Source organism: Bartonella sp. AU18XJBT (assembly GCF_028618595.1).
In the GTDB taxonomy this organism is placed as follows: domain Bacteria; phylum Pseudomonadota; class Alphaproteobacteria; order Rhizobiales; family Rhizobiaceae; genus Bartonella.
This window is the reverse complement of the sequence record NZ_JAQITE010000008.1, coordinates 34,179-57,131: the sequence shown is the minus strand read 5'-3', so window position 1 is coordinate 57,131 and position 22,953 is coordinate 34,179. Positions and strand designations below refer to the sequence as shown.

Annotated in this window: 21 protein-coding genes and 1 pseudogene; 9 read left to right on the top strand and 13 right to left on the bottom strand. The window is 39.0% G+C overall.

Going from position 1 to position 22,953, the window contains the following annotated elements:
- Nucleotides 1–34: 34 nt before the first annotated feature.
- Together trmD and rimM are read right to left on the bottom strand one after the other, a co-directional pair.
- A complete protein-coding gene (gene trmD / locus PVV60_RS04010) occupies nucleotides 35–733 on the bottom strand; it encodes a tRNA (guanosine(37)-N1)-methyltransferase TrmD (protein ID WP_273723287.1) in 699 nt (232 codons plus the stop codon).
- A 282-nt stretch (nucleotides 734–1,015) separates the two neighbouring features.
- Nucleotides 1,016–1,579, bottom strand: coding sequence for a ribosome maturation factor RimM (rimM, locus tag PVV60_RS04005; protein WP_273723285.1), 564 nt, complete (start codon nucleotides 1,577–1,579; stop codon nucleotides 1,016–1,018).
- A 132-nt stretch (nucleotides 1,580–1,711) separates the two neighbouring features.
- Between rimM and PVV60_RS04000 the strand changes: the two genes are divergently transcribed.
- The gene (locus tag PVV60_RS04000) at nucleotides 1,712–2,533 is read left to right on the top strand and encodes a SapC family protein (RefSeq protein ID WP_273723284.1); all 822 of its coding nucleotides are present in this window, start codon (nucleotides 1,712–1,714) and stop codon (nucleotides 2,531–2,533) included.
- 3 nt (nucleotides 2,534–2,536) lie between these two features.
- Nucleotides 2,537–3,505, top strand: coding sequence for a tyrosine recombinase XerC (locus tag PVV60_RS03995; protein WP_273723282.1), 969 nt, complete (start codon nucleotides 2,537–2,539; stop codon nucleotides 3,503–3,505).
- A gap of 18 nt (nucleotides 3,506–3,523) precedes the next feature.
- Here the strand turns inward: PVV60_RS03995 and PVV60_RS03990 are convergent, their stop codons facing one another.
- Nucleotides 3,524–3,796 (bottom strand): BolA family transcriptional regulator, encoded by a 273-nt coding sequence (locus PVV60_RS03990; protein ID WP_273723281.1) that lies wholly within the window; start codon nucleotides 3,794–3,796, stop codon nucleotides 3,524–3,526.
- Between the two features lie 125 nt (nucleotides 3,797–3,921).
- Here PVV60_RS03990 and PVV60_RS03985 point away from each other — a divergent pair, with 125 nt between their 5' ends.
- From PVV60_RS03985 to cobT, 3 genes are all read left to right on the top strand, one after another.
- Complete coding sequence (locus tag PVV60_RS03985; protein ID WP_273723279.1) at nucleotides 3,922–4,542, top strand: J domain-containing protein; 621 nt, start codon at nucleotides 3,922–3,924, stop codon at nucleotides 4,540–4,542.
- Between the two features lie 200 nt (nucleotides 4,543–4,742).
- The gene (cobS, locus tag PVV60_RS03980; protein WP_273723277.1) at nucleotides 4,743–5,723 is read left to right on the top strand and encodes a cobaltochelatase subunit CobS; all 981 of its coding nucleotides are present in this window, start codon (nucleotides 4,743–4,745) and stop codon (nucleotides 5,721–5,723) included.
- Nucleotides 5,724–5,737: 14 nt separating this feature from the next.
- The gene (cobT, locus tag PVV60_RS03975; protein WP_273723275.1) at nucleotides 5,738–7,633 is read left to right on the top strand and encodes a cobaltochelatase subunit CobT; all 1,896 of its coding nucleotides are present in this window, start codon (nucleotides 5,738–5,740) and stop codon (nucleotides 7,631–7,633) included.
- Nucleotides 7,634–7,713: 80 nt separating this feature from the next.
- Here cobT and PVV60_RS03970 read toward each other — a convergent pair whose 3' ends face one another.
- From PVV60_RS03970 to rpmB, 4 genes are all read right to left on the bottom strand, one after another.
- On the bottom strand, nucleotides 7,714–8,580 hold the full coding sequence (locus PVV60_RS03970; protein WP_273723274.1) for a HaeIII family restriction endonuclease: 867 nt from the start codon (nucleotides 8,578–8,580) through the stop codon (nucleotides 7,714–7,716).
- Nucleotides 8,581–8,588: 8 nt separating this feature from the next.
- Nucleotides 8,589–9,440: a DNA adenine methylase gene (locus PVV60_RS03965; protein WP_273723273.1), complete on the bottom strand. Its 852-nt coding sequence runs from the start codon at nucleotides 9,438–9,440 to the stop codon at nucleotides 8,589–8,591.
- 548 nt (nucleotides 9,441–9,988) lie between these two features.
- On the bottom strand, nucleotides 9,989–10,672 hold the full coding sequence (locus PVV60_RS03960; protein WP_273723271.1) for a VUT family protein: 684 nt from the start codon (nucleotides 10,670–10,672) through the stop codon (nucleotides 9,989–9,991).
- Nucleotides 10,673–10,790: 118 nt separating this feature from the next.
- A complete protein-coding gene (gene rpmB / locus PVV60_RS03955; protein ID WP_273723269.1) occupies nucleotides 10,791–11,108 on the bottom strand; it encodes a 50S ribosomal protein L28 in 318 nt (105 codons plus the stop codon).
- 297 nt (nucleotides 11,109–11,405) lie between these two features.
- On the opposite strand from rpmB, the gene PVV60_RS03950 reads away from it, so the two are divergent.
- The 3 genes from PVV60_RS03950 to PVV60_RS03940 all read left to right on the top strand — a co-directional run bounded on the left by PVV60_RS03950 (nucleotide 11,406) and on the right by PVV60_RS03940 (nucleotide 15,010).
- Nucleotides 11,406–12,188, top strand: coding sequence for an SURF1 family protein (locus tag PVV60_RS03950; protein ID WP_273723268.1), 783 nt, complete (start codon nucleotides 11,406–11,408; stop codon nucleotides 12,186–12,188).
- 700 nt (nucleotides 12,189–12,888) lie between these two features.
- Complete coding sequence (gene purH / locus PVV60_RS03945) at nucleotides 12,889–14,508, top strand: bifunctional phosphoribosylaminoimidazolecarboxamide formyltransferase/IMP cyclohydrolase (protein ID WP_273723266.1); 1,620 nt, start codon at nucleotides 12,889–12,891, stop codon at nucleotides 14,506–14,508.
- A 349-nt stretch (nucleotides 14,509–14,857) separates the two neighbouring features.
- Entirely contained in the window at nucleotides 14,858–15,010 is a 153-nt protein-coding gene (locus PVV60_RS03940; protein WP_273723265.1) for a DUF1127 domain-containing protein, read from the top strand.
- A gap of 942 nt (nucleotides 15,011–15,952) precedes the next feature.
- On the opposite strand, the gene PVV60_RS03935 is transcribed toward PVV60_RS03940, so the two are convergent.
- The 3 genes from PVV60_RS03935 to htpX form a co-directional block, all read right to left on the bottom strand.
- A complete protein-coding gene (locus PVV60_RS03935) occupies nucleotides 15,953–17,680 on the bottom strand; it encodes a heparinase II/III family protein (protein ID WP_273723263.1) in 1,728 nt (575 codons plus the stop codon).
- A gap of 64 nt (nucleotides 17,681–17,744) precedes the next feature.
- Nucleotides 17,745–19,109, bottom strand: a complete 1,365-nt coding sequence (locus PVV60_RS03930) for an RsmB/NOP family class I SAM-dependent RNA methyltransferase (RefSeq protein WP_273723262.1) — start codon at nucleotides 19,107–19,109, stop codon at nucleotides 17,745–17,747.
- A 47-nt stretch (nucleotides 19,110–19,156) separates the two neighbouring features.
- Nucleotides 19,157–20,203 (bottom strand): zinc metalloprotease HtpX, encoded by a 1,047-nt coding sequence (gene htpX, locus PVV60_RS03925; protein ID WP_273723260.1) that lies wholly within the window; start codon nucleotides 20,201–20,203, stop codon nucleotides 19,157–19,159.
- Between the two features lie 83 nt (nucleotides 20,204–20,286).
- On the opposite strand from htpX, the gene PVV60_RS03920 reads away from it, so the two are divergent.
- Entirely contained in the window at nucleotides 20,287–20,502 is a 216-nt protein-coding gene (locus tag PVV60_RS03920) for a DUF1674 domain-containing protein (RefSeq protein ID WP_273723258.1), read from the top strand.
- A 136-nt stretch (nucleotides 20,503–20,638) separates the two neighbouring features.
- On the opposite strand, the gene rpsP is transcribed toward PVV60_RS03920, so the two are convergent.
- From rpsP to ffh, 3 genes and pseudogenes are all read right to left on the bottom strand, one after another.
- Complete coding sequence (gene rpsP / locus PVV60_RS03915) at nucleotides 20,639–21,010, bottom strand: 30S ribosomal protein S16 (protein WP_273723257.1); 372 nt, start codon at nucleotides 21,008–21,010, stop codon at nucleotides 20,639–20,641.
- Between the two features lie 16 nt (nucleotides 21,011–21,026).
- Nucleotides 21,027–21,355: pseudogene (locus PVV60_RS03910) on the bottom strand (chorismate mutase).
- Nucleotides 21,356–21,379: 24 nt separating this feature from the next.
- A complete protein-coding gene (gene ffh, locus PVV60_RS03905; RefSeq protein ID WP_273723310.1) occupies nucleotides 21,380–22,948 on the bottom strand; it encodes a signal recognition particle protein in 1,569 nt (522 codons plus the stop codon).
- Between the last annotated feature and the right edge of the window lie 5 nt (nucleotides 22,949–22,953).

Genomic DNA, 22,953 nt, shown 5'->3' with positions numbered 1-22,953 from the left:
GAGAGCCATGCAATACACCACCTTATCATATGAATCAAGTTTTCTGATGATTTTTATCATAACGCGCATAAAGATCAGGGCGACGTTGACGTGTTAACAATTCGGCTTGACTTTGACGCCAATCTGCGATCGCTTTGTGATGACCTGAGAGCAACACAGGCGGAATACCCCGCCCTTCGAAAAGAGAAGGACGTGTATATTGCGGATGTTCCAGCAAGCCATTTTCAAAACTTTCACTCTTCGCAGAAGCTGCATTTCCCATCACTCCAGGCAGAAGACGTATAACAGCATCCAAGATAACCAATGCGGCTGTTTCACCCCCTGAAAGAATATAATCACCAATAGAGACTTCTTCTAATTCTCGTGCTTCTATGACTCGCTCATCAACCCCTTCAAAACGTCCACAAACTAACGTTACACCCGTATCACGCGCCAAGCTATGCGCATAAGCTTGGTCAAAAGGGCGCCCACGTGGACTCATCAACAATCTTGGCGAATCCTGTGGACAACAATCAAGAGCAGCCGCCAATACATCCGCCCGCATCACCATACCAGCCCCCCCACCAGCAGGTGTATCATCAACGCTATGATGTTTATCCAAAGCAAAATCCCTAATTTGTACCGTCTCCAGTGACCAAATTCCGCGCTCTAAAGCTTGCCCTGCTAAAGAATACCCTAAAAGACCAGGAAACATTTCAGGATAAAGGGTTAAAACGCGCGCCTGAAACTTCATTTTATTTCTCATCCTTAATTTTCTTAAACAGACTCTTAATAGTAAAAAGAGCACAAACAAAATATTTAACGCTATAGCGTTAAATTAAATCTCCTTGATATGCGCCATATTCAATATAATCCTTCTAAATACTTGCACTAAAAAAGACTCTAAAAATTCAGGACTGTCTCGAGATAAAGTGCTTAAAATATCTGCTCAAAAGTGCATTTTTAATATTTCCACACTTTCCACTTTTTCCACTTTTTATTGACGAAATTCGTCTGTTATTTTTCATCTTTATTTTTAGATTCCAGCTATTTCCTTTTTATCATTGTCTCCCCCATCACTTAAACCAGCTGCCATGGGATCAACAACAAGAAAACCAGAATCCATACAAATTTCTGGTACCGCCGCTTTACTAAAGGGAATAAGAACTTTTTTACCCGTATTCAAACGTATTTCAAGCAAATCACCAGCCCCGAAATTAAAGAAACCACACACTTCACCTAAGATTTTTTCCCCACAATCTTGAACACTCAAGCCTATTAAATCAACTTGATAAAACTCATCCTCCATCAAATCATCAATTAATTGATCACGCGTCACATAAAGGCGAATACCTTTTAAAGACTCAGCCGCATTACGATTTTCTACCCCTTTAAAATGTACAATCGCCTTATTTTTTTGTATGCGAAGAGTTACAATTTCATAAGAACGCCCCATATCATCATAAAGAGTGCTGTAAGACTTGAAACGCTGTGGCTCAGCACTTAGAATTTTAACAAAAACATCTCCTTTTATACCATGAGGCATACCAATAATGGCAAGATAGACTTTATTTTTAAGCTTTTCTTTATTATACTTCATGAAAAAGATATTATCTCTCAAAAATGAACCCTTCAATCTTATAGTTTTCTATTCAATCTTGTTGCCATATGAGACAATCTTCTAAAAGACCTTTCTTGGTAACAAAAACAAATTAATAAAGGAGAAAGTCTTATGGCAAATATTATGCTATTTTACAAAGATATCACGCCAATCAACAAAGTTTCCCATAAAAATCTAAAATTTGCTCCTCCGAGTGATATGTCTTTTGCCAAAGATACTCACTGGGTTCCTTTAGCAAGTACTGAATATTTTCAAGCAGCACTAGACTATCCTATTTTATTTATGTGCGCCGAAGATGAACAAAAAAAACGGCACTACACATCCGCGGCTCTTGTCGGTCTTTCTAATGACGAAAATGACTATATCGCTTCTGATAAAAGTTGGAAAACCAATACTTATGTCCCTGCTTTTGTCCGTCGCTATCCTTTTGTTCTAGCACAAATTAGTAATGAAAAAGAACTTTCTGTTTGCTTTGATCAACAGTCAGGTATGTTTAATGAAGTTGCAGGAACAGAACTTTTTAATTCCGACGGCTCTATTTCTCCTTTTATGGAAGAACGTATTCGTTTTCTTGAAAGTTTTAAAATCGCTATGGAGAAAACCTCTGAGTTTATTGATGCTCTTGTGGAAATGGATCTTCTAAGTCAAAAATCCATCAATGTGAAAAACGATAAAGGTCTCTCAGCGCAGTTGGAACATTTTTGGGTTGTTGATGAAGAAAAATTGAATAAATTATCAGCAAGCCAACTTGCTAAACTTCATAAAAATGGCTTTTTAGGATTAATTTTTGCGCATTTGATGTCAACGCACAATCTTTTAAAAATACTCTCTCTCAAAGGTGAAAAGCAGATTATCAATCGTGAAGAGGAACCCCAAAACAAGAATGGTCATTCTAACGATGAAAAATCTAAAAAGAAAGAAACCCTCAACTAGATAATGCCTATCAAAAACGACAAGAGAAAAGATAAAAATATTCCTCTCATTCCAGCAGACCATGCAATTTTAAACGCAAGGAAAAGTTGGTTAGAGTGTCTCATTCAAACACGTCGTATGTCGGCACAAACAGTGCAAGCCTATGAACGTGATACACGGCAATTTTTGTCTTTTCTCTGTCAACACTTAAGCCATATACCAACCTTTACAGATCTTGCTCATTTACGCATCAGTGACTTGCGTGCTTATCTTGCTTATCGGCGTACAAACAATGTAAGTGCTCGCTCTTTAAGCCGCGGAGTGGCAGGCATACGTTCTTTTTTCAAGTACCTATCACGCGAAGGTATCGTCAATGTTCCCGCGGCTCAACTTATCCGAAGCCCCAAACACTCAAAATCGCTCCCAAAACCTTTAGCGATCAAATCAGCACTTCACATAGTCAAACAAGAAAACCAGCTAGAAAATGAACCTTGGATTAGCGCTCGTAATGCGGCTGTCCTCATGCTTCTCTATGGCTGTGGAATGCGAATATCAGAAGCCTTAAGCCTCACACCAGAACAATTTTCTGATCCTGAAAAAACAAGTTTATTTATCACAGGAAAAGGTGGCAAAACACGCCTTGTTCCTCTCATCAAAATTGTTTACGAAGCTGTACAAAATTATCTCAAATGTTGCCCATATCCTTTAAGAGATAACCAACCCATGTTTCGCGGAGCGCGAGGCGGTCCTCTACAACCCGCCATTATTCAGAAAACTGTACGCAACTTACGAGCAAGCCTTGGTTTACCAGAAACTGCAACGCCTCACACACTGCGCCATTCTTTTGCCACCCATCTTTTATCACGGGGGGGAGATTTGCGCACGATTCAAGAACTTCTTGGGCACGCTAGTCTTTCCACCACACAAATCTATACCCATGTCGATACAGACCATTTGTTAAAAATTTATCAAAAGTCCCATCCCCGTTCCTAAAAACGTCTCATCAAAAAATCAGAGTGTTTCAACCTCAAGTGCCAAAGCATGGACACAAGTAGCTAACTCTTCTTGCAAAACTTTATAAATCGCTCGATGTATTTCTACGCGTGTCATATTGGAAAAAGAAGAAGATAAAATTTTCACTCGAAAATGTGTTTCTCCTTTACCATCAAAAGCATGTTCATTATGACGATGCCCCTCATGAAGATGACTTTCGTTAATCACTTCAAGCTTTTGCGGATGAAAAGCATCCTGAAGCTTTCTCTTTATTATTGTTTCTATAAACATTTTTCATTCCTCAAACAAAATGAACGTGCAAAAGTACCCCTTTTTCATAATAAAATTAAGTGTGAAAATAAATTTTTTAAAAGTCAATTCTTGTAAAATTAATCAATTTTGCATAAACCAAGGATATGACAATAACATCTAAATTATTCGATTCAATTCGCATAAGCTCAAATAAAAAACAAAAAGCTGAGCCAGAAGCGCAACAGTGCCAGTGGGAAGGTTGTGAAAAAACTGGATCCCATAAAGCACCCGCAGGTCGAAATCACGAAGGACAGTATTTATATTTTTGTATTGAACACGTACGCGCCTATAATAAAAATTTTAATTACTTCTCTGGTCTTAGCAATAAAGATATTGCAAAATTTCAAAAGGATGCTCTCACAGGACATCGTCCGACATGGCCTACAGATCTGAGCAATGGTACATCGAGAAAAACAGCCGCTAATTATGCAAAGATTCGCTCTGGAACAGCTGCCTATCAAAATCGCATGCGCGATCCCTTCACGCTTTTCACTGAGCGGCATTCAAGCAATAATTTCTCACGAAAATTAAAGCCCTTAGAAGCAAAAGCTTTTGATACACTGGGACTACAGGCAAACGCTTCAGCAGAAGACATCAAAATGAAATATAAAGAGTTGGTAAAAAAGCACCATCCTGATTCCAATGGTGGTAATCGTGCTTCAGAAGAGCGCTTTCGTGATGTTTTACATGCTTATAATTTGCTAAAAAAGTCTGGTTTGTGCTAAAAATGCGCGCTTGTATGAGCCTATTTTCATTTAGACCATCATTATTTGCGCAAGATACTATTTTTTTTGCAAAACATTATAGAATACGTAAAAATCTTCCTTCAATATCTAAGGCTCTCATTATAGAGCATTGCATAAATGCTCTAACTCTTGTATCGTTTCTAATGAATAAATAGCGTCCTCTCCCTTCCAGAAACACAATGACAAATCTTACCGTTGAAAATTTGCCCGATATTACACTTTCTGCTCGCAATCTATTTCATATTGAAACAGATCTGAAAGTCCCTGCTTTTAGCAAAAAAAGTTCCCATGTGCCTGATATTGATCCCAATTATCTTTTTGATCAGCAAACAACTTTAGCGATTCTCGCAGGTTTTACCTTTAACCGTCGTGTAATGATTTCTGGCTATCACGGTACAGGAAAATCAACGCATATTGAACAAGTTGCTGCACGCCTCAACTGGCCTTGTGTCCGCATTAATCTCGATAGTCATGTAAGTCGTATCGATCTTGTAGGAAAAGACGCTATCGTTTTAAAAGATGGCTTACAAATCACTGAATTTAAAGAAGGCATTTTGCCATGGGCTTATCAAAATAATATTGCTCTTGTTTTCGACGAATATGACGCTGGGCGTCCCGATGTTATGTTTGTCATCCAACGCGTTCTTGAAACCTCTGGAAAACTAAGCTTACTTGATCAAAGCCGTGTCATCTCTCCACATCCAGCCTTTCGTCTTTTTGCAACAGCAAACACCATTGGTCTTGGTGATACAACCGGTCTCTATCATGGTACCCAACAGATCAATCAAGCTCAAATGGACCGCTGGTCTATTGTTGCGATACTCAATTATTTGCCCCATGATAAAGAGGTTAATATCATTTGTTCAAAGGTCAAATCTTTTCAAACAGCTGAGGGAAAAAAGACAATTTCACAAATGGTTCATGTTGCTGATATGGTACGACAATCTTTTATCAATGGAGATCTTTCAACTGTCATGAGTCCACGTACCGTCATTACTTGGGCAGAAAATACAACAATTTTTCAAGATGTCGGCTTTGCCTTCCGATTAACCTTTCTCAATAAATGTGATGAACTCGAACGTGCCACTGTTGCAGAATTTTATCAACGCGCCTTTGGACAAGAACTTCCCGAATCACTCGTTCATGGTGTTTCGCCTTAAGGAATCTGTCACTCATGGCTACCAACATTGGCGACAACAAAAATCTGGCAAAGGACTCTTCCAACAACACTCTTAATGCTGAAGCTTTTAAAAAAGCACTTTCCATCTGTATGCGTGCAATTGCAGGCACAAACAACCTTGAAGTTTCCTTTAGTCATAATCGACCATCTTTAAGCGAAAGTTGTGCGCGTTTACCAGACTTACCTCAATACGCAACGAATAAAGACATCACCATTACCCGCGGATTAGGTGATTCCATGGCTCTACGCAAAGCATGGCATGATAACCGTATTCACATGCAATTTGCTCCACTAGAATCAGAAGCACGTGCTGTCTTTGATGCCCTCGAACAAACACGTGTTGAAGCAATTGGCACTTTAGCCATGGAGGGGCTTGCAAAAAATCTTGATATCATGCTCGCCGATAAATATAAAAGAGCCCATTATCATAAAATTAGCAACCAAAGTGAAGCCCCCATCCAAGAAGCGATTGCACTTTTATTGCGTGAAAAAATAACAAAGCGCACAGCTCCAAAAGAAGTAGGTCCTGTCTTAGAATTGTGGCGTCAAGAACTCGAACAAAAAGCAGCAGCAGAACTCAATGAACTCTCACATCATATTTACAACCAACAAGCTTTTGCACAGATTGTTCGCCAAATGCTTGCTACACTCAAAATGACAGTGCAACAAGCTAAAGCTTCTAACAGTGAAAACAATAAAAAATTAAAAAACGAATGTGAACCTCAAGACCAAGCAAAAGAAGAGGGTAAAAATAAAAAATACGCTCAAAGTGAAGAACAAACCAGCACTGAACAAGAAAGTGATGTGCAAGACGACGGCAAAACACAAGCGACACAATCAAACAACAATGATCAAGCTGACGGCGAACAAAAAAATGAACCTTGGCAAGAAAAGCCGAGCAGAGCCAAACGCCTTTTTTCCGATTCGGAACAAATGGAAAGACTTGGTAATTATAAAATCTTCACCCGTCAATTTGATGAAATTTTGGAAGCAACAGATTTTTGTTCTGAAAACGAGTTAGATCACTTACGCCGTTATCTTGATAAGCAAATCAATCATCTTCAAAACATCGTTGGCCGTTTAGCAAACCGTCTCCAGCGCCGCTTGATGGCGCAACAAAATCGCAACTGGAACTTTGACCTTGAAGAAGGATATCTTGATACAGCACGGCTTCCACGTCTAATTATTGACCCCATGCAACCCCTTTCTTTTAAAATGGAAAGCAACACCCAATTTCGAGACACGGTTGTTTCACTTCTCATTGATAATTCTGGCTCAATGCGCGGACGCCCCATTAGCGTTGCCGCAAGTTGTGCTGATATTTTGGCACAAACTCTTGAACGTTGTGGTGTCAAAGTTGAAATTTTAGGTTTTACCACTAAAACTTGGAAAGGAGGAAAATCGCGCGAACAATGGCTTACCCAAAACAAACTCCATAATCCTGGACGCCTCAATGATTTATGCCATATCATCTATAAAAGTGCTGATACCCCATGGCGTCGTGCACGACGCAATTTAGGCTTGATGATGCAAGAAGGATTATTAAAAGAAAATATCGACGGAGAAGCTTTAATTTGGGCTCATCAACGTCTTTTATCGCGGCGTGAACAACGTCGCATCCTCATGGTCATTTCTGATGGTGCTCCTGTTGATGATTCGACACTATCGGTCAACTCCAGCAATTATCTAGAAAAACACTTACGCGCAGTGATTCAAAAAATCCAAACACACTCCCCCATCGAACTCATTGCCATTGGAATTGGTCATGACGTCACACGTTATTATCAACGTGCTGTAACAATTATGAATGCTGAAGAACTCGCCAACGCCATAACAAAACAATTAGAAATACTTTTTAGTGATAAAAAGCCTCATATTCATAAGAAATAAATCTGCCTTGAAACAGCCAACAGCTCCATTTTAAAAAATTATCTCTATCATTAAACCATCGGAATTTGATGACTAACAACCTAAGAAGATAATCCCACAAATTGAATATCGAACTTTAAAGAAGATTCTACTTTACTGGATGCATTATGAATTCTAAAAGAAATGCTCCAACCATCTTCAAAAATTATAACGAGTTTGTTTTTACTTTCTGGTTTTAGTGCAACTGATAAAATTTTGCTTGGAATTTTCCATTTACGACCATATCCCAGAGTGCCATTCAAATTAAAAGACTGAATAATTACCCGTTTTTGTTTAGATCTTGTATCTATCATAATTTTATAAAAATCATAAGAACCTATAACATACTGAAACAATAGCTTCACAAATTTATCTTGATAATCTAAACAAAGCCTTTGAAGTTCTTTAGAAAAAGCTTCTAGTATTGGAAGATAAACTCTGCTGTCTTTATCCTCTATATCTCTAAAAAACATCTTCTTATCTCTAAGCTCTGCTAAATAATCAAAAATAGGTCTAACTTCATTAAAATAAACGCTGCTACACGGATAGCCTGTCCATTCTTTACCAAAATCTATTTTACTGGAAAGGCGAGGATGTTTGATAGCGCTATGATTATGTTTTGCAGAAATACCAATAGGATTTTCAGGAACTTTTAAAATAATATCACGGACATCTCCTTTGATCCCAACAGAATCTTCCTGAAGAACAATAGTTTTCGTGTTTCTAATATTTTTATCATGTAACTGTAAGAAAACAGCTGCTTCAATAGAAGCAAGATTTAAAAGCCTTTTTTCAGTATCATTAAATAAATTATAAAAAGACTCCGCTATTTGAAAGGACGAATTAAACTCTATAGAAGCCTTTGTTGCTTTTTTAAACCCCATAGCCAAAGCATATTCAAAGGCTTTTCCATTTTCTACCTGATTCATGCAATTTCCTAAAGATCCTTACTCAAAATTACGAGTTCATTTGATTTTTTATTGTTTCCCATACCGTAAGTCCATTCAGGATTAAGTATTGTATGTCCTTTATAAAGTTCTCTAACCTCCACACAATCATTATAAGATAAAACCCATCTGTGATGCTTTCTCAAAAGTTCAGCAAGAGCTTGATGATCAAAGGAATTATGTTTATCGCCTTTTTGACCGTAAAGTTTTTGATTAATAAGATATGGAGGATCACAATAAAGAAAATCGTTAAAGTGTTTAGGAATACTTTCTGTAAAATCTCTGTGTTCCACTGTAAAATTTTCAATCTTAAAATCTTTAAGCCGTTCAATAGAACGATAATTGAATCGGGGGTGTCCTGGAGACATACCGCCAGAAAGTGTTGTTCCGGAAAAAGAAGAGCGATTAAGAACAAAAAAAACGGCAGCAATCTCTAATTGATTTTTAATATTCCCAAAAGTTTTTTGGAGATTATAAAACATTACGGGAGTCATATCTTCATATTCTCTCACTTTTTCTGCAAGAGCTGAAGCATCTTTCAAAAGCATCTGCCAAAAAATAACAAGCGGCTTAAAAGCATCATAAGCATAAACCCTTGTTCCTCTTTTTGCTAAGGTTAATTCAATTGAACCACCTCCTACAAAAGGAGAACATAAAGTTTTCTGTTTCCTTATATAGTTATTAATAATCATAGGAACAGCGCGACTTTTCCCTCCCGGATAACGAAGAGGTGATTTGACAATGGGTAACTCCCTAGTCTCTCTCTGTTTTTTCAAGGAAGTTAAGACCAAATTATCAAATAAAGCCTTTGTATGATCTCTTTTATTTATCATTTTGTTCATATTGTCAGCTCCAAGTATCGCATTTTCTAACCTACAATTATCTAAAATAAATACTCGAAGCGTTTGCCAAATTCTACAGAGATCGCATTATAACAAATGATAAATTCATTAACATATCTGCACAAACATTTGTTCCTAAAATAATTATAAATACCAGTATTAAAACCGTCAAAAAGGACTTGATACCATTGGTATTTATTTTTCTATTTATATACTACCCAAATGTATATCGAAATGTTTTTTACTTTATAAGAACCAAGTTTCTTATAGCTCCAATAATCCTAAGGAAGAAATCACAATTCTTAACAAGACATTTTGGGTCCTTTATAAGAGCTTTATTATCTGTTTTTAATACTGATAAGATGCCTTTATCTCATACTGAATCAGTCAAAACCGCTTCCCTACACATTATAAGTATAGATGATGTATGGATAAACACCACTTGAGAAAAGAATCAAAATACTTCTTATAAATCCGCTCAAATTCTGCCCTTAGAAGACATAACACACAACCTTCTTTTCTTTAGCAAAACAAAAGAACAAAGATCATTATTTGTTACAAACAAAAGAAGAATCATCCTTTGAATGACTTTGATAAAGAGGAAGTTTTACAATATTAAGAATTGTTCCATAAGGAATCAACATAAACAGGCTCATAATAATTTTTACCGAAAAATCACCAAAAGCAAGCGAGAGCCAAACTGGCATGCCTACCCCTCCCAAAACAGTACTCTCCACCAGTGAACTATCAGCATAGCCTGTTATCTTATCAAGAAAAGCAAAAGAGCTAGAAAAAGCAAGAGCAAAAAACAGCACTGTATCCAAAGCCGAACCAACCAACGCTGCTGCTAAAGGTGCTTTCCACCATGTTTTACGTCGTAAAGGAGTAAAAACAACAATATCAAGGAGTTGCCCAAATAAAAATGCAAAACTAGAAGCAAGTGCAAGCCGTGGTGTTGCCAATATCCAAGAAACAAAGACCCCTGCAAAAAAACCAGCATAAACCACACGCCGCGCAGCAGATGGACCATAAAAACGATTGGTCAAATCATTGATCAGAAAAGCAAATGGATAGGTAAAAGCCCCATAAGTCAACAGCTCATTTAAATCAAACCAATAGACAGGATATTGAACAAAAATATTAGAAGCAGTGACAGCAAGGCACATTGCTAAAATAGAAAAAACAATATACCTCTTCTTTTGCTGTTCTCGTAAAGGACTGCTTGGGGGCATTTTTTCAACCTAGAATACGGAACCAATAAAATAAAACGATCAACCTGAAAAAACTTAACTTTCAGAACAGAAAACCGGAATGAAAGCGTCAATAAACCAAAAAGAATGGCGCTAACAATTACGCTGCTTGTTCAGCCTTTTGCCCATCTCCTTGCTCAGCTTTTTTCTTAATGATTTGTCGTTTTAGCAAACGCGCACGTTGCGACAACTCTTTATCGTCTGCTTTGACCAAAAAAGCATCAAGACCACCACGATGCTCAACAGAACGCAACGCACTTGCTGAAATGCGCAAGCGGTAACTTTGCTGTAACACTTCTGAAATCAATGTCACATTGCAAAGATTTGGTAAAAAACGACGCCGAGTCTTATTATTTGCATGGCTAACATTATTACCATACAGAACCGTCTTCCCTGTCAATTCACATGCACGAGACATAAACTTCACCCTTAAACTCTAAGAAACTTTCAAATTCCCATACCCAAAAGACACAATGAACGCAAAACACGCACAATGCAACCTTGAACGGGCATCATTGGGAAGTTTCTTTCTAATAGGGGGTCGACAACAAAAGGTCAAGTCTTTTATAAAACCTTTTTCATCTCTTACGGGCTTATTCTTCATCTTTTTCTCAATTAAGGCGTGCAAATTCTGCCAAAAAGCGTACAAAACGTTTTTTTTAAATACATACTATGTTAGAATAAAAGCCTATTGTCCCGAAAGGAAGCATAAATCATGAGCAAAAAAGAGCCCCCCATGACAAAGCTTCAGGGAAATTCTTGCTGTTTTTCTTCTTTTTTGTTTGGAACTTTATGTATTTGTTTTTTTCTTCTCTTCAGCGCATTAGGTATATGGCAAGTACAACGGTTAAGCTGGAAAACAAATCTTATCACCAGTGCCAATCAGCGCATTCATTTGCCCCCCATAAAAGCCCCCCAAAAAAATCAATGGTCAGATGTTACTTTTGAAAAATATGAATATCAACCTGTTGTTATCACAGGAAAATTTTTAACAGATAAAAATATTTTAGTCACTGCTGCCGCTCAAAATACTACAGGCTATTGGGTTTTGACTCCTTTACAGACTGCTGATAATACACTGATTTTTATCAACCGTGGCTTTATCCCCATGGATGAACGTAACAATTTTCAAAACTCAGAGCAATCGTATACAAATGCCTCATCTCAGCGAAATTCGACCACGGACACAGAACAAACAACGATTATAGGTTTATTGCGCATGAGTGAAAAAAATGGATTTTTCCCGCGTAAAAATAATCCTGACAAAAATTTGTGGTATACGCGCGATCTCCCCGCTATGGCACAAAAACTTGATTTGTCCACTGTTGCCCCTTATTTCATTGATGCCAGAAAAACATCTCCACAAACAAACCTTCCCGTCACTGGTCTTACGATTATCCATTTTCGAAATAATCATCTCGTTTATGCAATCACGTGGTTTATTTTAGCGGCTGGTGTGTTAGGAGCTTTTCTTTTTCTGCTACGGCAAAAAAATTAAAAAAGACCTCTTCCATCTCAAGTAACAAAAATTTTTAGAATCTTGAAAACTGATAAAGAAAATAAACGCTACTAACCTGCGCCTTTGTTAAGCAAAGATCATAAGCATACAATAGATCTTTATACCATCCACAAAAGATTTACGAGATACTCTTTAAAAAACCATCATAAAACGAGGGTTAATTCATTAAAAATGTAATGCCCAAAAATGTGAAGCAATGCATTATCTTCACTCTTAAAAAAATTGTCATAAACGCTTTTGAAAAACATAAAGCCAAATTTAAAAATGATAGAAAGGATAAGCACTCATTTTTGCCTTTATAATTTGATATTCTTGCCTCATTAGATTGTTTCCCACTTCAGAGATTACTCCAATTGATATACGCAATACTTTCGTCTTCATCTAGTATAAAAGCTAATGTAGCAGAGAACATACGGAGGCGTTTTTTGTTTCAAAACTGCTATGAAGATAAGATGTTGAGTTATAAGCAACAAAAAACATTTAATGTCTCGATGAGACTTTTATACCTATCACCACACCTTAAATAAGAGGTTTTTACAGGATAATAGAAAAAGGTGAGGCATCCCATATTCTAAAAAGACAGTTTATCCTTTCAGTGTATTTTGCTAAAGGCTTATGCTATAAATATATAAGCTTCTTTTGCTAGAATTTTAACTCTTTCATTTTTAAGGCTTCTGTTATGGGTGTTGTTGCCAAAAATTTTCCCATACCTGATCTTCATCGGGTTCGTCGTGTTCTCTTTTCTGTGTCTGATAAAACGGGTGTGGTTGCTTTTGCACAAGCCCTTCACACTACTTACAATGTTGAATTGATCTCAACAGGAGGAACAGCCAAAACCCTCATAGCAGCTGGTTTACCCGTAAAAGATGTTGCTGAAGTTACCGGATTTCCTGAAATAATGGATGGGCGTGTGAAAACACTCCATCCTTTGATTCATGGTGCTTTATTAGGGGTAAGAGAAGATCCTAGCCATAGAGAAGCTATGGAAAAGAACAGCATTCATGGAATTGATCTTTTGGTGGTGAATCTTTATCCGTTTGAAGAGACGATCCTATCAGGAGCCGATGGGCAAACAATTCTTGAAAATATTGATATCGGTGGACCGGCGATGATTCGCGCCGCGGCAAAAAATTATGCTTATACTGGTGTTGTAACAGCGATAAAAGATTATGATTCGATTCTAGCTGAATTAAAACAGCATAATGGATGTTTAAGCTTATCTATGCGTCATCAGCTAGCAATGCGCGCTTATGCACACACCGCTGCTTATGATACGGCAATAGCATCGTGGTTTGCACGGGATTTAAAAATTGAAATTCCATCGTGGCAGAGTTTTTCTGGTCATCTTGAAAGTGTTATGCGCTATGGGGAAAATCCACATCAACAGGCAGCATTTTATCGCAATAATGAAAAACGTTTTGGTATTGCAACAGCAAAACTTTTACAAGGCAAAGCGCTTTCTTATAACAATCTGAATGATACAGATGCAGCCTTTGAGCTTGTGGCAGAATTTGATCCGCAAAAAACCGCTGCTGTCGCTCTTATTAAACATGCCAATCCTTGTGGTGTTGCGGAAGGAGAAAATTTGAAAGAAGCTTATTTGAAAGCTCTTATGTGTGATAATGTATCGGCATTTGGTGGAATTGTTGCTTTAAATCAAACCCTTGATGAGGAATGTGCTGAAGAGATTGTTAAAATTTTCACAGAAGTGATTATTGCTCCTGATGCCACAATGGCGGCACGTGAAATTATTGCCAAGAAAAAAAATCTTCGTTTGCTCATTACAGGTGGAGTTCCTGATCCACGCTGTGGAGGACTTCTTGCGAAAACACTTGCAGGAGGCATTTTAGTGCAATCGCGTGATAACGTGGTGGTTGATGATCTTAAATTGCAAGTAGTGACAAAGCGGGCACCAACTCAAGATGAAATGCGTGATCTTCAGTTTGCTTTTCGTGTAGCAAAACACGTTAAATCAAATGCTATTGTGTACGCGAAAAATAGCGCAACAGTTGGAATTGGAGCCGGACAAATGAGCCGCATCGATTCAGCAAAAATTGCTGCAAGTAAAGCAGCAGAAAGTGCGCAAAGAGCAGGCTTAACAGAAACTCTCACAAAAGGATCGGTTGTTGCATCAGATGCATTTTTTCCTTTTGCAGATGGTTTATTAGCAGTAGCTGAAGCAGGAGCAACAGCAGTTATTCAACCAGGAGGCTCCATGCGTGATGAAGAAGTTATCACGGCTGCTGATGCGCAGGGTTTAGCGATGGTTTTCACAGGAACACGACACTTCCGACATTAATAATTTTTCTGTTTCCCTCTTCATATGAAACACATGTTTCAAGGAATTTTTCATAATCATCGTATGACTATTGATAACTGTTGAAATGGAAGCAGTTATTCAATCCAAAGAATCTACACGTGAAGAAATTTATCACCGAAGAAAATGCACATAATTTAGCCATCGTTTAGGGAAAGAATATTGTTTTTGTTGATATTTTTAATGGTTACCCTTCCACATGAGGAAAATGTTAAAGGGATGCTATCTTGCATGTAAATGCATACCTGTTATGATATTATAACACAACTCTTTTTAGTAATATGCTCTATTCTTAAACTAAAGAGTGTAATGAAAAGTTTGAGTAGAGGATATGAATATTCTACGTTTTTATAGTAATTGGCGCCGTTATCGTCGGACCGTTAATGCATTAAGTCGTCTTTCAGCATATGAACTCAGCGATCTTGGAATTTGTCGAGGTGATATTGATTCGATTGCACGACGTTATTCGCGTAAATCTGTATGAAAATTTTTTGAGATATTTGAGAGAATGCTTTGCTATGAGAAAACGTGTATTTTGTGGTTTGTTATTACGCCTTCATTTTTAGTATAATAACGAAGAGCAGAAGTGTTGTTTTTCTCAGCCATTGTTGTGTATTGCTTCTCGAATTCTCAGTGTTTCTATGATGTAAAACGTTTGATTTATAATAACAATTTGGTGTTATTCATATTGAATTAGAATCCCGAATACCGTAGAACTCTCTCACTTAAAATTTATGTATGTTGTATCAACCAAAACATTCGCTTGCACGTTACAAGCGGGGAATCTTGTGTGGATAAAAACTATTAAGAAAAGGCTAAAAATGCTTCTTATGAACCATCTCTAGCGCTAAAAGCTGTTACAAACATTGGACACTGATAAATAGTGCGATGATGCCCAACTGCTCCTCCATAAGCGTAAAAATAGGAGTGCCTCGTGGATTTACCTTTATACCCATCACAGGCATCGCCGCGAAATAGGCTTGGAAGCGTTAAGGGATTTTTCTTTAAAATAAGTTTATGAATATGCAATACAACAGCGCTCTTTTTTTCGTGAGAAGCGTGCCCCTATTAATACAACTCTCTCAGAGATAAATATTGATCCCAACAGCACTCTTAAGAACTTATCGAAGATAAGCAACAGCTTAATTTTCTCTCCATATCTTTAAAGGATGAAGATCTTTAACTAGTACGCATCTGTCAACAATGGTTTGTCAAAAAACCTTTTTTCTGGAGCCAATCCCTCTTAGCATCACCTCATGAGATTCTATGAGAAAAACTTGCCTAAAAACATCCAACCTATACTCTAACACAATGCTTCATGTATAAAATTTATATGATCTTCAAATTTTGAGAATATTGCCACAATAAACGATGATGCTTTGCGACACGCAAGATAAAACGCAATATACTATGGGTTAGAACAATGTTATGATTTTTTATCAAACGCTTCACGGATAAAACGCCAACGAACTTTTTCCTGAAATGCAGGGCGAAAATATAAAACAATCTGTTGTGTCCGTTGTGGACCTGTTGATTCTGCAAAATCAATAGAATCTTCAAGACAAATATCTGCGTCAGGCGATATAAAATACCATACTTGTTCGCTCTTCGCGTTCTCGTTTTTTACGGCTAAACACACACGTTCGCCATCATAATTAACTTCAACTTGTGGATGAAGATGAAACCGAACAGCAACATTATTCTGTTCATTTTGCACACTCTTGTGTCTCTTTCCCCCTTTATTTGGCATAAAAAAGCGATCAAAACCCTCGATCATATCTCCATTTGTCGCCAAAATAAGACCACGCTCATGAATAAGATTAAAGGGTCGCACATAACCATTATGACTCGCAATAAAACCCGTCTTCTCTGAATCCTCTATACGGCGCACTTGAACTTCCCTGGGTCCATCAAACAAAAATGGCGCGCCATTTTTCCTTTTCTGATAAAAAGCACCTACTGAACAATCATTAAGCGTAGCTGTTGAATGCGCTGCAGTAACACGTCCTAAATGTCGATAATCTTCCCGCCCATCCGGATTAACACCGGTATTGATAATAAAACGGTGCCCTTGTGAAGACATTTCAAAAGACAAACACCCTGAACAAGCCTGCTGTGCTACAAAGCGGGGTGGAAACTTTCCTGTATCTGCAAGCACTGTTGTTTGATTGGCTTTTAAGCGCTGAAATCCTGAATAACGAGCATAACTAAAAGGATGCCCTCCTGTTTCATCAAGCTCCAAAAGTGATGATAACCGTTCCGACACAAGAGGACCAACCCCATTAAAATGGGCCAACGTTTGATCCTCATGGATAAAGAATCGTAAAGCTGGCAACATACGCTCAACAGAATCAATCAAAATACGGGGTGCTGTTTCATTGCTACGCATAAAAAGATGCCGTAACGACAATAAATCTGATAACAAATTCAGCAAAATAACAGGACTACGGGAAATATGCCCACCATCAACTAGAATTTGACGTGAAAGCTCCTCTATAAGTGTGGTTTGTGTCTTTTTTTTCACTGCCTCAGAAACAGGCAAAGCAAGAGATGCGAACGTTAAAGCTGCTGCTGCTTGTAAACGTTGATCATTGTGCTCCATACTGCAAATTGTTACGCGCAAATAACGAAATTGCAAACCAAGTGCACGTAAAAAGCGTTTTTCAAACCGCTCACTTGCCCCTTCTAACAACATTTTCGAATGACAAATCCATGAAATCAAGCGCCGCGCCACAACAGGACCACTCCAAGCAAGCCCTTTTACCTTCTTGCCAGCATGGTCAAACCAATCTTCTAAAAGAGAGCGTGCGTGCGCAGAAGCTAAATCACTTCCTGCTGCCTCCATATGGCGCAACCAATGAAAATCATGTAGAGCTGCTTCCCATTCTAGCGTTGGTGGAACCAATGAAAACGGCGAAACAGCACCAGAATGAACAATGTGACCAGCAAAAGCAAAACGACCATGATAAAATTCATGCGCCATCATAGGATCTGCTACATGCAAATCCATGGGATGCGCTAAAATTTTATGAGGACGAAACCCTGAAAACCGCCAACGAAACAATGGTCCAACCCATAAACGCCGCATAACATTCTGTATCGTATCGATACAGGCCGCCACTTTTACCTGAGGAGCTTTTACCGCAACCGCCAAAATTTCATCTCCATTTATGCTGAATCAAATACAATTTCGACCATTTTCGTAAATGAAGCGTTAATTAAGCAATTTTTCGTAAGCGCGCAGCAAAAAAACCATCCATTCCTAAAAATGCGGTGTTCTCAGCATCAAAATTTTTATGACAAAAATCCGCAGGCGTTGTACGTAACATCCCCCCACAAAGCAAATGTGCCAGCGCTCCTATTTCCTCTGGATAAATAGGTTCTAAAACGATGTCATTGCGTGTCGATAAAATTTTCTCAATCAGATCTTCACCTTCTTCTCTTGCCAATGAACAATTGGAAAAAACAATCCGTCCCCCCACCTTCACCAAAGAAATTGCCCCGCCAAGCAAATCATGTTGTAACGCCGCTAACTTGACGATATCATCCCTCGATTTCGTCCATAAAATATCTGGATGACGACGGATCGTTCCAGTAGAAGAACAAGGAGCGTCAAGAAGAACCGCATCAAAAAGCTGTGTGGAATGGAAATTTCTCACATCGCCCTGCCAAATGTTAACTGAAAAATGAAGCCGTTCCATATTTTCTTTTAAACGCTTTACGCGATTAGCAGAAAGCTCAATTGCTGTTACCTCTGCCCCTTGCAAAGCCAATTGTGCTGTTTTCCCCCCAGGGCTCGCACAAAGGTCAGCAACTCGTTTACCCCGAAGTTCTCCTAGTAAACAAGCAGGCAACGCTGCAGCAAAATCTTGAACCCACCAAGTTCCTTCACTATAGCCTGGCAAATCAGAAACAGAACACTCTAGACGATTCAATCGAACAGAACCATTGGGCAACACCACACCGCCAAGCCTTTTAGCCCATCCAACACTGTCAGATTTCACTGTCAAATCGAAAGGGGGTTCCACACTTTGAATTGCTATAATCTGATGCGCCTTTTCTGTTCCATAAGCTGACATTAAAAGCTGTCCAAACCACGCTGGCACACCTTCAATGGTAGGAACTTGTTGGCGTAAGGGCATCGCCTCACGTGCAATATTGCGCAAAAGAGCATTCACCACCCCTGAAAAACGACGCATTCGAGGGTCAAGTTTTGCCACACGCACAGCTAAATCAATGGCCGCATGATCAGGAATATCAAGATAAAGAATTTGTGCAACACTGATATGCAAAAGATGTTGGAGTGAAAGTGCTTGTGAAGGCAAAGGACGCGCCAAAAAGCGTGAGAGAGCTACCGTAATCTGCCCTCGATGACGCAATGAAGCTGTTAAAATAGCCCGACATAACAAACGATCTCGTTGTGAAAGCCTTAAATATTGTGGCTGTCCGTGTTCATTATCCGTCAAACCAGACAGAGGCGTGCGCTTATCAACTACCGCCCCCAAAAGACGCACGCACACCTGTCGAACAGCTAATCCTGGAACATTTTTTTCAGACACATGCCCCGCTTTTTTGTGTTTCAAAACACCACCTTTATATCACTGTTTCCTTTAAAACTCCCTCAATAACTCTATGAACGAGATTTTTTTGAATTTTCATAACGAAGCCAAGAAGGACGTTTTGTAACACGCTGAAAAGAATTGTTTTCTTGCTCACCTAATGCATGAGCCTGACCACTATGAAAATCTCCATAGTTCATCCCGCTGCTTTTTTCATGCATAGTATCTTCTTTATTCCATCCCACACTTTTGGTAAGAGCCCCTTTCATCTCTTCTGCTTGCTGATAAAGAGCAGCAATACGATTTGCAGTTGCTGGATGTGTAGAAAAAAGACTATCCGCCCCCTCACCGCTCAAAGGATTAATAATAAACAGATGCGCAGTTGCTGGATTATGCTCTGCTTCTTCATTATATACTCCACGTCCCCCATCAGCAATCTTACGCAATGCCGAAGCCAACCATAAAGGATTACCACATATTTCAGCCCCTCTCCGATCCGCAGCATATTCACGCGTACGACTAATCGCCATTTGCACCAACATCGCTGCAAAAGGTGCCACGAGCAATGCAATAAATCCTCCAATTGCCCCAGCGCCATGAGAATCTTCTGAAGAGTTACGCTGTCCTCCCATAAAGAAAGCAAAATTACCAAGCATTGAAATTGCCCCTGCAATCGTTGCTGTTAGAGTCATTGTTAACGTATCACGATGCTCAATATGTGCGAGCTCATGTGCCATAACGCCGGCAATTTCCTCTGAACTTAACCGCTCTAACAACCCAGTACTTGCGGCAACAGCAGCATTTTGCGGATTACGTCCCGTCGCAAAAGCATTTGGCTGCGCATTATCAATAACATAAACCTTTGGTTGAGGAAGAGAAGCCCTTTGTGCTAAATCGCTTACAATCTTATAATAAACTGGTGCTGAATGCTGATCAACTTCACGCGCCCCATACATGCGTAAAACAATTTTATCCGAATTCCAATAAGAAAAAAAGTTTAAACCACTTGCCATCAAAAAAGCAATGACCATGCCACCGCCCCCTCCAACAAGATAACCAACTCCCATAAAGAGAGCAGTTAAAAAAGCCAAAAGCATGGCTGTACGCATTATATTCATTACTCAAAAAACTCCATGATAAAAGTCAATCAATATTATATGATGGTGTTTTCTTTCTGCTTCTTCAATGGAATAGGTGTAAAATGAATAAAAAAGATGAAAAAACAAGCAAAAAAAATGCAACTGTCGTTAAACAGCAATCTCTTTCTCCCGCAGCACAACGCGCCCTTAAAGAAGCTGAAGAAAGGCGAAAAAGCACAGCAAAAAAAGAACAACCTTTAGAAAACGGCGGACGCGGCGGCAAAGACCCTTCCCGCTATGGAGACTGGGAAATTAAAGGCCGCGCTATTGACTTTTAAAACCATTGATTTTTAAAAAACCAACGCTGTTTAAACAAAAAGCTTTTTAAAGAAAATCCGTTTTTGATAGACAAAAACGGATAATATTTATTTTTCTAAAGCTTTTAAAAACACGTTGATTCAACAATCATACTTCTTATGCTGAAGCAGAATCTGCTTCAACCGCCGCTGCTTCTTCTGCCGCTTGCTTTGCTGCTGCTATACGTTCTTGTGCTTTTTTACCCGGTTCACCTTTATGTGGATTATTACGGGTTGGACGCTTTTTCAAGCCAGCTGCATCTAAAAACCGTAAAACGCGATCTGTTGGTTGAGCCCCTTGCCCAAGCCAATATTGGATACGTTCTTCATTAAGTTTCACCCTCGGTCCATCTTTAGGCAACATTGGATCCCACGCACCAACACGTTCAAGAAACCGCCCATCGCGCGGACTACGAACATCTGCAACGACGATATGATAGTAAGGACGTTTTTTTGAACCTCCACGGGACAAACGAATTTTCAATGCCATATTTTATCTCCTATTGTCAGCTCTGGCTTTCGTTTAAATTGACTTTTTTGTTTTTTGCTCTTCAGCAATAACTTCATGATGATGCACAACTTCTTTAATAATAAATTTTAAAAATCTTTCAGCAAAATCAGGATCAAGATCACTATCTATAGCCAATTGCCGCAAACGCGCTACCTGATATTGCTCACGCAGAGGATCTACTTTAGGCAAATCATAACGCGCTTTTAAACGCCCAACAGCTTTCGTACAACGAAAACGCTCTGCTAAGATATGAATCAAAGTTGCATCAAAATTATCAATAGATGCTCGTAAATGTGCCAATTCGTTTAACACTGTTTCCTGCATTATATTCCTTTCCCTCTTTACATCTTATCTTTTCTTAGGATGCTGAGGAAATTTTCCCCCATCGGCAATGCCATTGGAAAGACCAGGAAACGTAGGTCCACGCTTGGGAAGACCGGGCAAGAGGTTCCCTCCATTACCATTTTCAATTTGCTTTTGAAGCGTTGAGAATTGCTTTGGATCCAATCCCGACAAATCAGGCATAGCTGGAGAATCGCCCCCCAAGTTTCCCATACCACCAAAACCCATTTTGGAACCAAGGCCTCCTAACATTTTGCCCATCAAACCACTTTTTCCTTTACCACCCATGGCTTTCATCATATCGGCCATTTGGCGATACATCTTTAAAAGTTTATTAATATCAGCTGCCGTTGTACCAGATCCCTTAGCAATTCGTTGTTTGCGGCTATGTTTTAAAAGCTCTGGATTCGCTCGCTCTTGTGATGTCATAGATGAAATAATGGCCAATTGACGATCAAACAAACGATCATCAAACCCCGCAGCTGCAATCTGCTCTTTGACCTTCCCCATTCCTGGCAACATGCCCATAATACCGCCCATTCCACCCAATTTTTTCATTTTCTGCAACTGTTCTGCAAGATCATTCAGATCAAATTTTCCGGCTTGCATTTTTTTTGCAAAAGCCGCAGCTTTCTCATGATCCATTGTTTCAGCAGCTTTTTCAACTAAAGAAACAATATCCCCCATTCCGAGAATACGATCAGCAATACGGCTGGGATGAAATTCTTCTAAGGCATCTATTTTTTCACCAGTTCCAATTGCTTTAATTGGTTTACCTGTAACCGCACGCATAGAAAGAGCAGCACCACCACGCCCATCACTATCCATCCGTGTTAAAATAATCCCTGTAATCCCTACACGCTCATCAAAAGAACGAGCAAGATGAACGGCATCTTGCCCCGTCAAACTATCAGCTACCAACATAATCTCATGAGGAAGAGAACATGCTTTAATTTCAGCCAATTCAAGCATCAAAGCTTCATCAATATGATTACGTCCTGCTGTATCAAGAAGAAGCACGTCATAACCACCCAATTTAGCAGCCTGCACGGCACGCGATGCAATATCAACAGGCAGCTGTCCCGCAATAATAGGCAAGCTTGCAAGTTTCGCCTGTTCTCCCAATTGGCGCAATTGCTCCTGTGCAGCGGGACGGCGTGTATCTAAAGACGCCATGAGAACTTTTTTATTATGCTTATCAGTGAAACGTTTCGCAAGCTTTGCTGTTGTAGTTGTTTTTCCGGAACCTTGCAAACCAATCATCATGATAACAACTGGAGCTGGCGCATTTAAATCACTCAGAACGCTTTCATTTCCAAGAATACGAACCAATTCATCATGAACAATTTTAACCACCATCTGGCCTGGTTTAATTGATTTAACGATTTCGGCCCCAACAGCTTTTTCCCGAACCCTATCGGTAAAAGAGCGTACAACATCAAGAGCAACGTCAGCTTCCAATAAAGCGCGACGAATTTCACGCAGCGCCTCTGTAACATCCTGATCCGATAAAGCGCCACGTCCCGTCAAATGAGACAGAATAGAACCAAGTCGCTCTTGCAAGGATTCAAACATCATTT

What these genes read in the sequence shown, in the direction of transcription:
- PVV60_RS04000 (WP_273723284.1), top strand. Translation starts at nt 1,712, where the DNA reads ATGGCAAATATTATGCTATTTTACAAAGATATCACGCCAATCAACAAA.
- PVV60_RS03940 (WP_273723265.1), top strand. Translation starts at nt 14,858, where the DNA reads ATGAATATTCTACGTTTTTATAGTAATTGGCGCCGTTATCGTCGGACC.
- PVV60_RS03990 (WP_273723281.1), bottom strand. Translation starts at nt 3,796, where the DNA reads ATGTTTATAGAAACAATAATAAAGAGAAAGCTTCAGGATGCTTTTCAT.
- cobS (WP_273723277.1), top strand. Translation starts at nt 4,743, where the DNA reads ATGACAAATCTTACCGTTGAAAATTTGCCCGATATTACACTTTCTGCT.
- PVV60_RS03950 (WP_273723268.1), top strand. Translation starts at nt 11,406, where the DNA reads ATGAGCAAAAAAGAGCCCCCCATGACAAAGCTTCAGGGAAATTCTTGC.
- rimM (WP_273723285.1), bottom strand. Translation starts at nt 1,579, where the DNA reads ATGAAGTATAATAAAGAAAAGCTTAAAAATAAAGTCTATCTTGCCATT.
- PVV60_RS03960 (WP_273723271.1), bottom strand. Translation starts at nt 10,672, where the DNA reads ATGCCCCCAAGCAGTCCTTTACGAGAACAGCAAAAGAAGAGGTATATT.
- PVV60_RS03920 (WP_273723258.1), top strand. Translation starts at nt 20,287, where the DNA reads ATGAATAAAAAAGATGAAAAAACAAGCAAAAAAAATGCAACTGTCGTT.
- cobT (WP_273723275.1), top strand. Translation starts at nt 5,738, where the DNA reads ATGGCTACCAACATTGGCGACAACAAAAATCTGGCAAAGGACTCTTCC.
- PVV60_RS03995 (WP_273723282.1), top strand. Translation starts at nt 2,537, where the DNA reads ATGCCTATCAAAAACGACAAGAGAAAAGATAAAAATATTCCTCTCATT.
- trmD (WP_273723287.1), bottom strand. Translation starts at nt 733, where the DNA reads ATGAAGTTTCAGGCGCGCGTTTTAACCCTTTATCCTGAAATGTTTCCT.
- PVV60_RS03985 (WP_273723279.1), top strand. Translation starts at nt 3,922, where the DNA reads ATGACAATAACATCTAAATTATTCGATTCAATTCGCATAAGCTCAAAT.
- PVV60_RS03970 (WP_273723274.1), bottom strand. Translation starts at nt 8,580, where the DNA reads ATGAATCAGGTAGAAAATGGAAAAGCCTTTGAATATGCTTTGGCTATG.
- rpsP (WP_273723257.1), bottom strand. Translation starts at nt 21,010, where the DNA reads ATGGCATTGAAAATTCGTTTGTCCCGTGGAGGTTCAAAAAAACGTCCT.
- htpX (WP_273723260.1), bottom strand. Translation starts at nt 20,203, where the DNA reads ATGAATATAATGCGTACAGCCATGCTTTTGGCTTTTTTAACTGCTCTC.
- ffh (WP_273723310.1), bottom strand. Translation starts at nt 22,948, where the DNA reads ATGTTTGAATCCTTGCAAGAGCGACTTGGTTCTATTCTGTCTCATTTG.
- purH (WP_273723266.1), top strand. Translation starts at nt 12,889, where the DNA reads ATGGGTGTTGTTGCCAAAAATTTTCCCATACCTGATCTTCATCGGGTT.
- PVV60_RS03965 (WP_273723273.1), bottom strand. Translation starts at nt 9,440, where the DNA reads ATGAACAAAATGATAAATAAAAGAGATCATACAAAGGCTTTATTTGAT.
- rpmB (WP_273723269.1), bottom strand. Translation starts at nt 11,108, where the DNA reads ATGTCTCGTGCATGTGAATTGACAGGGAAGACGGTTCTGTATGGTAAT.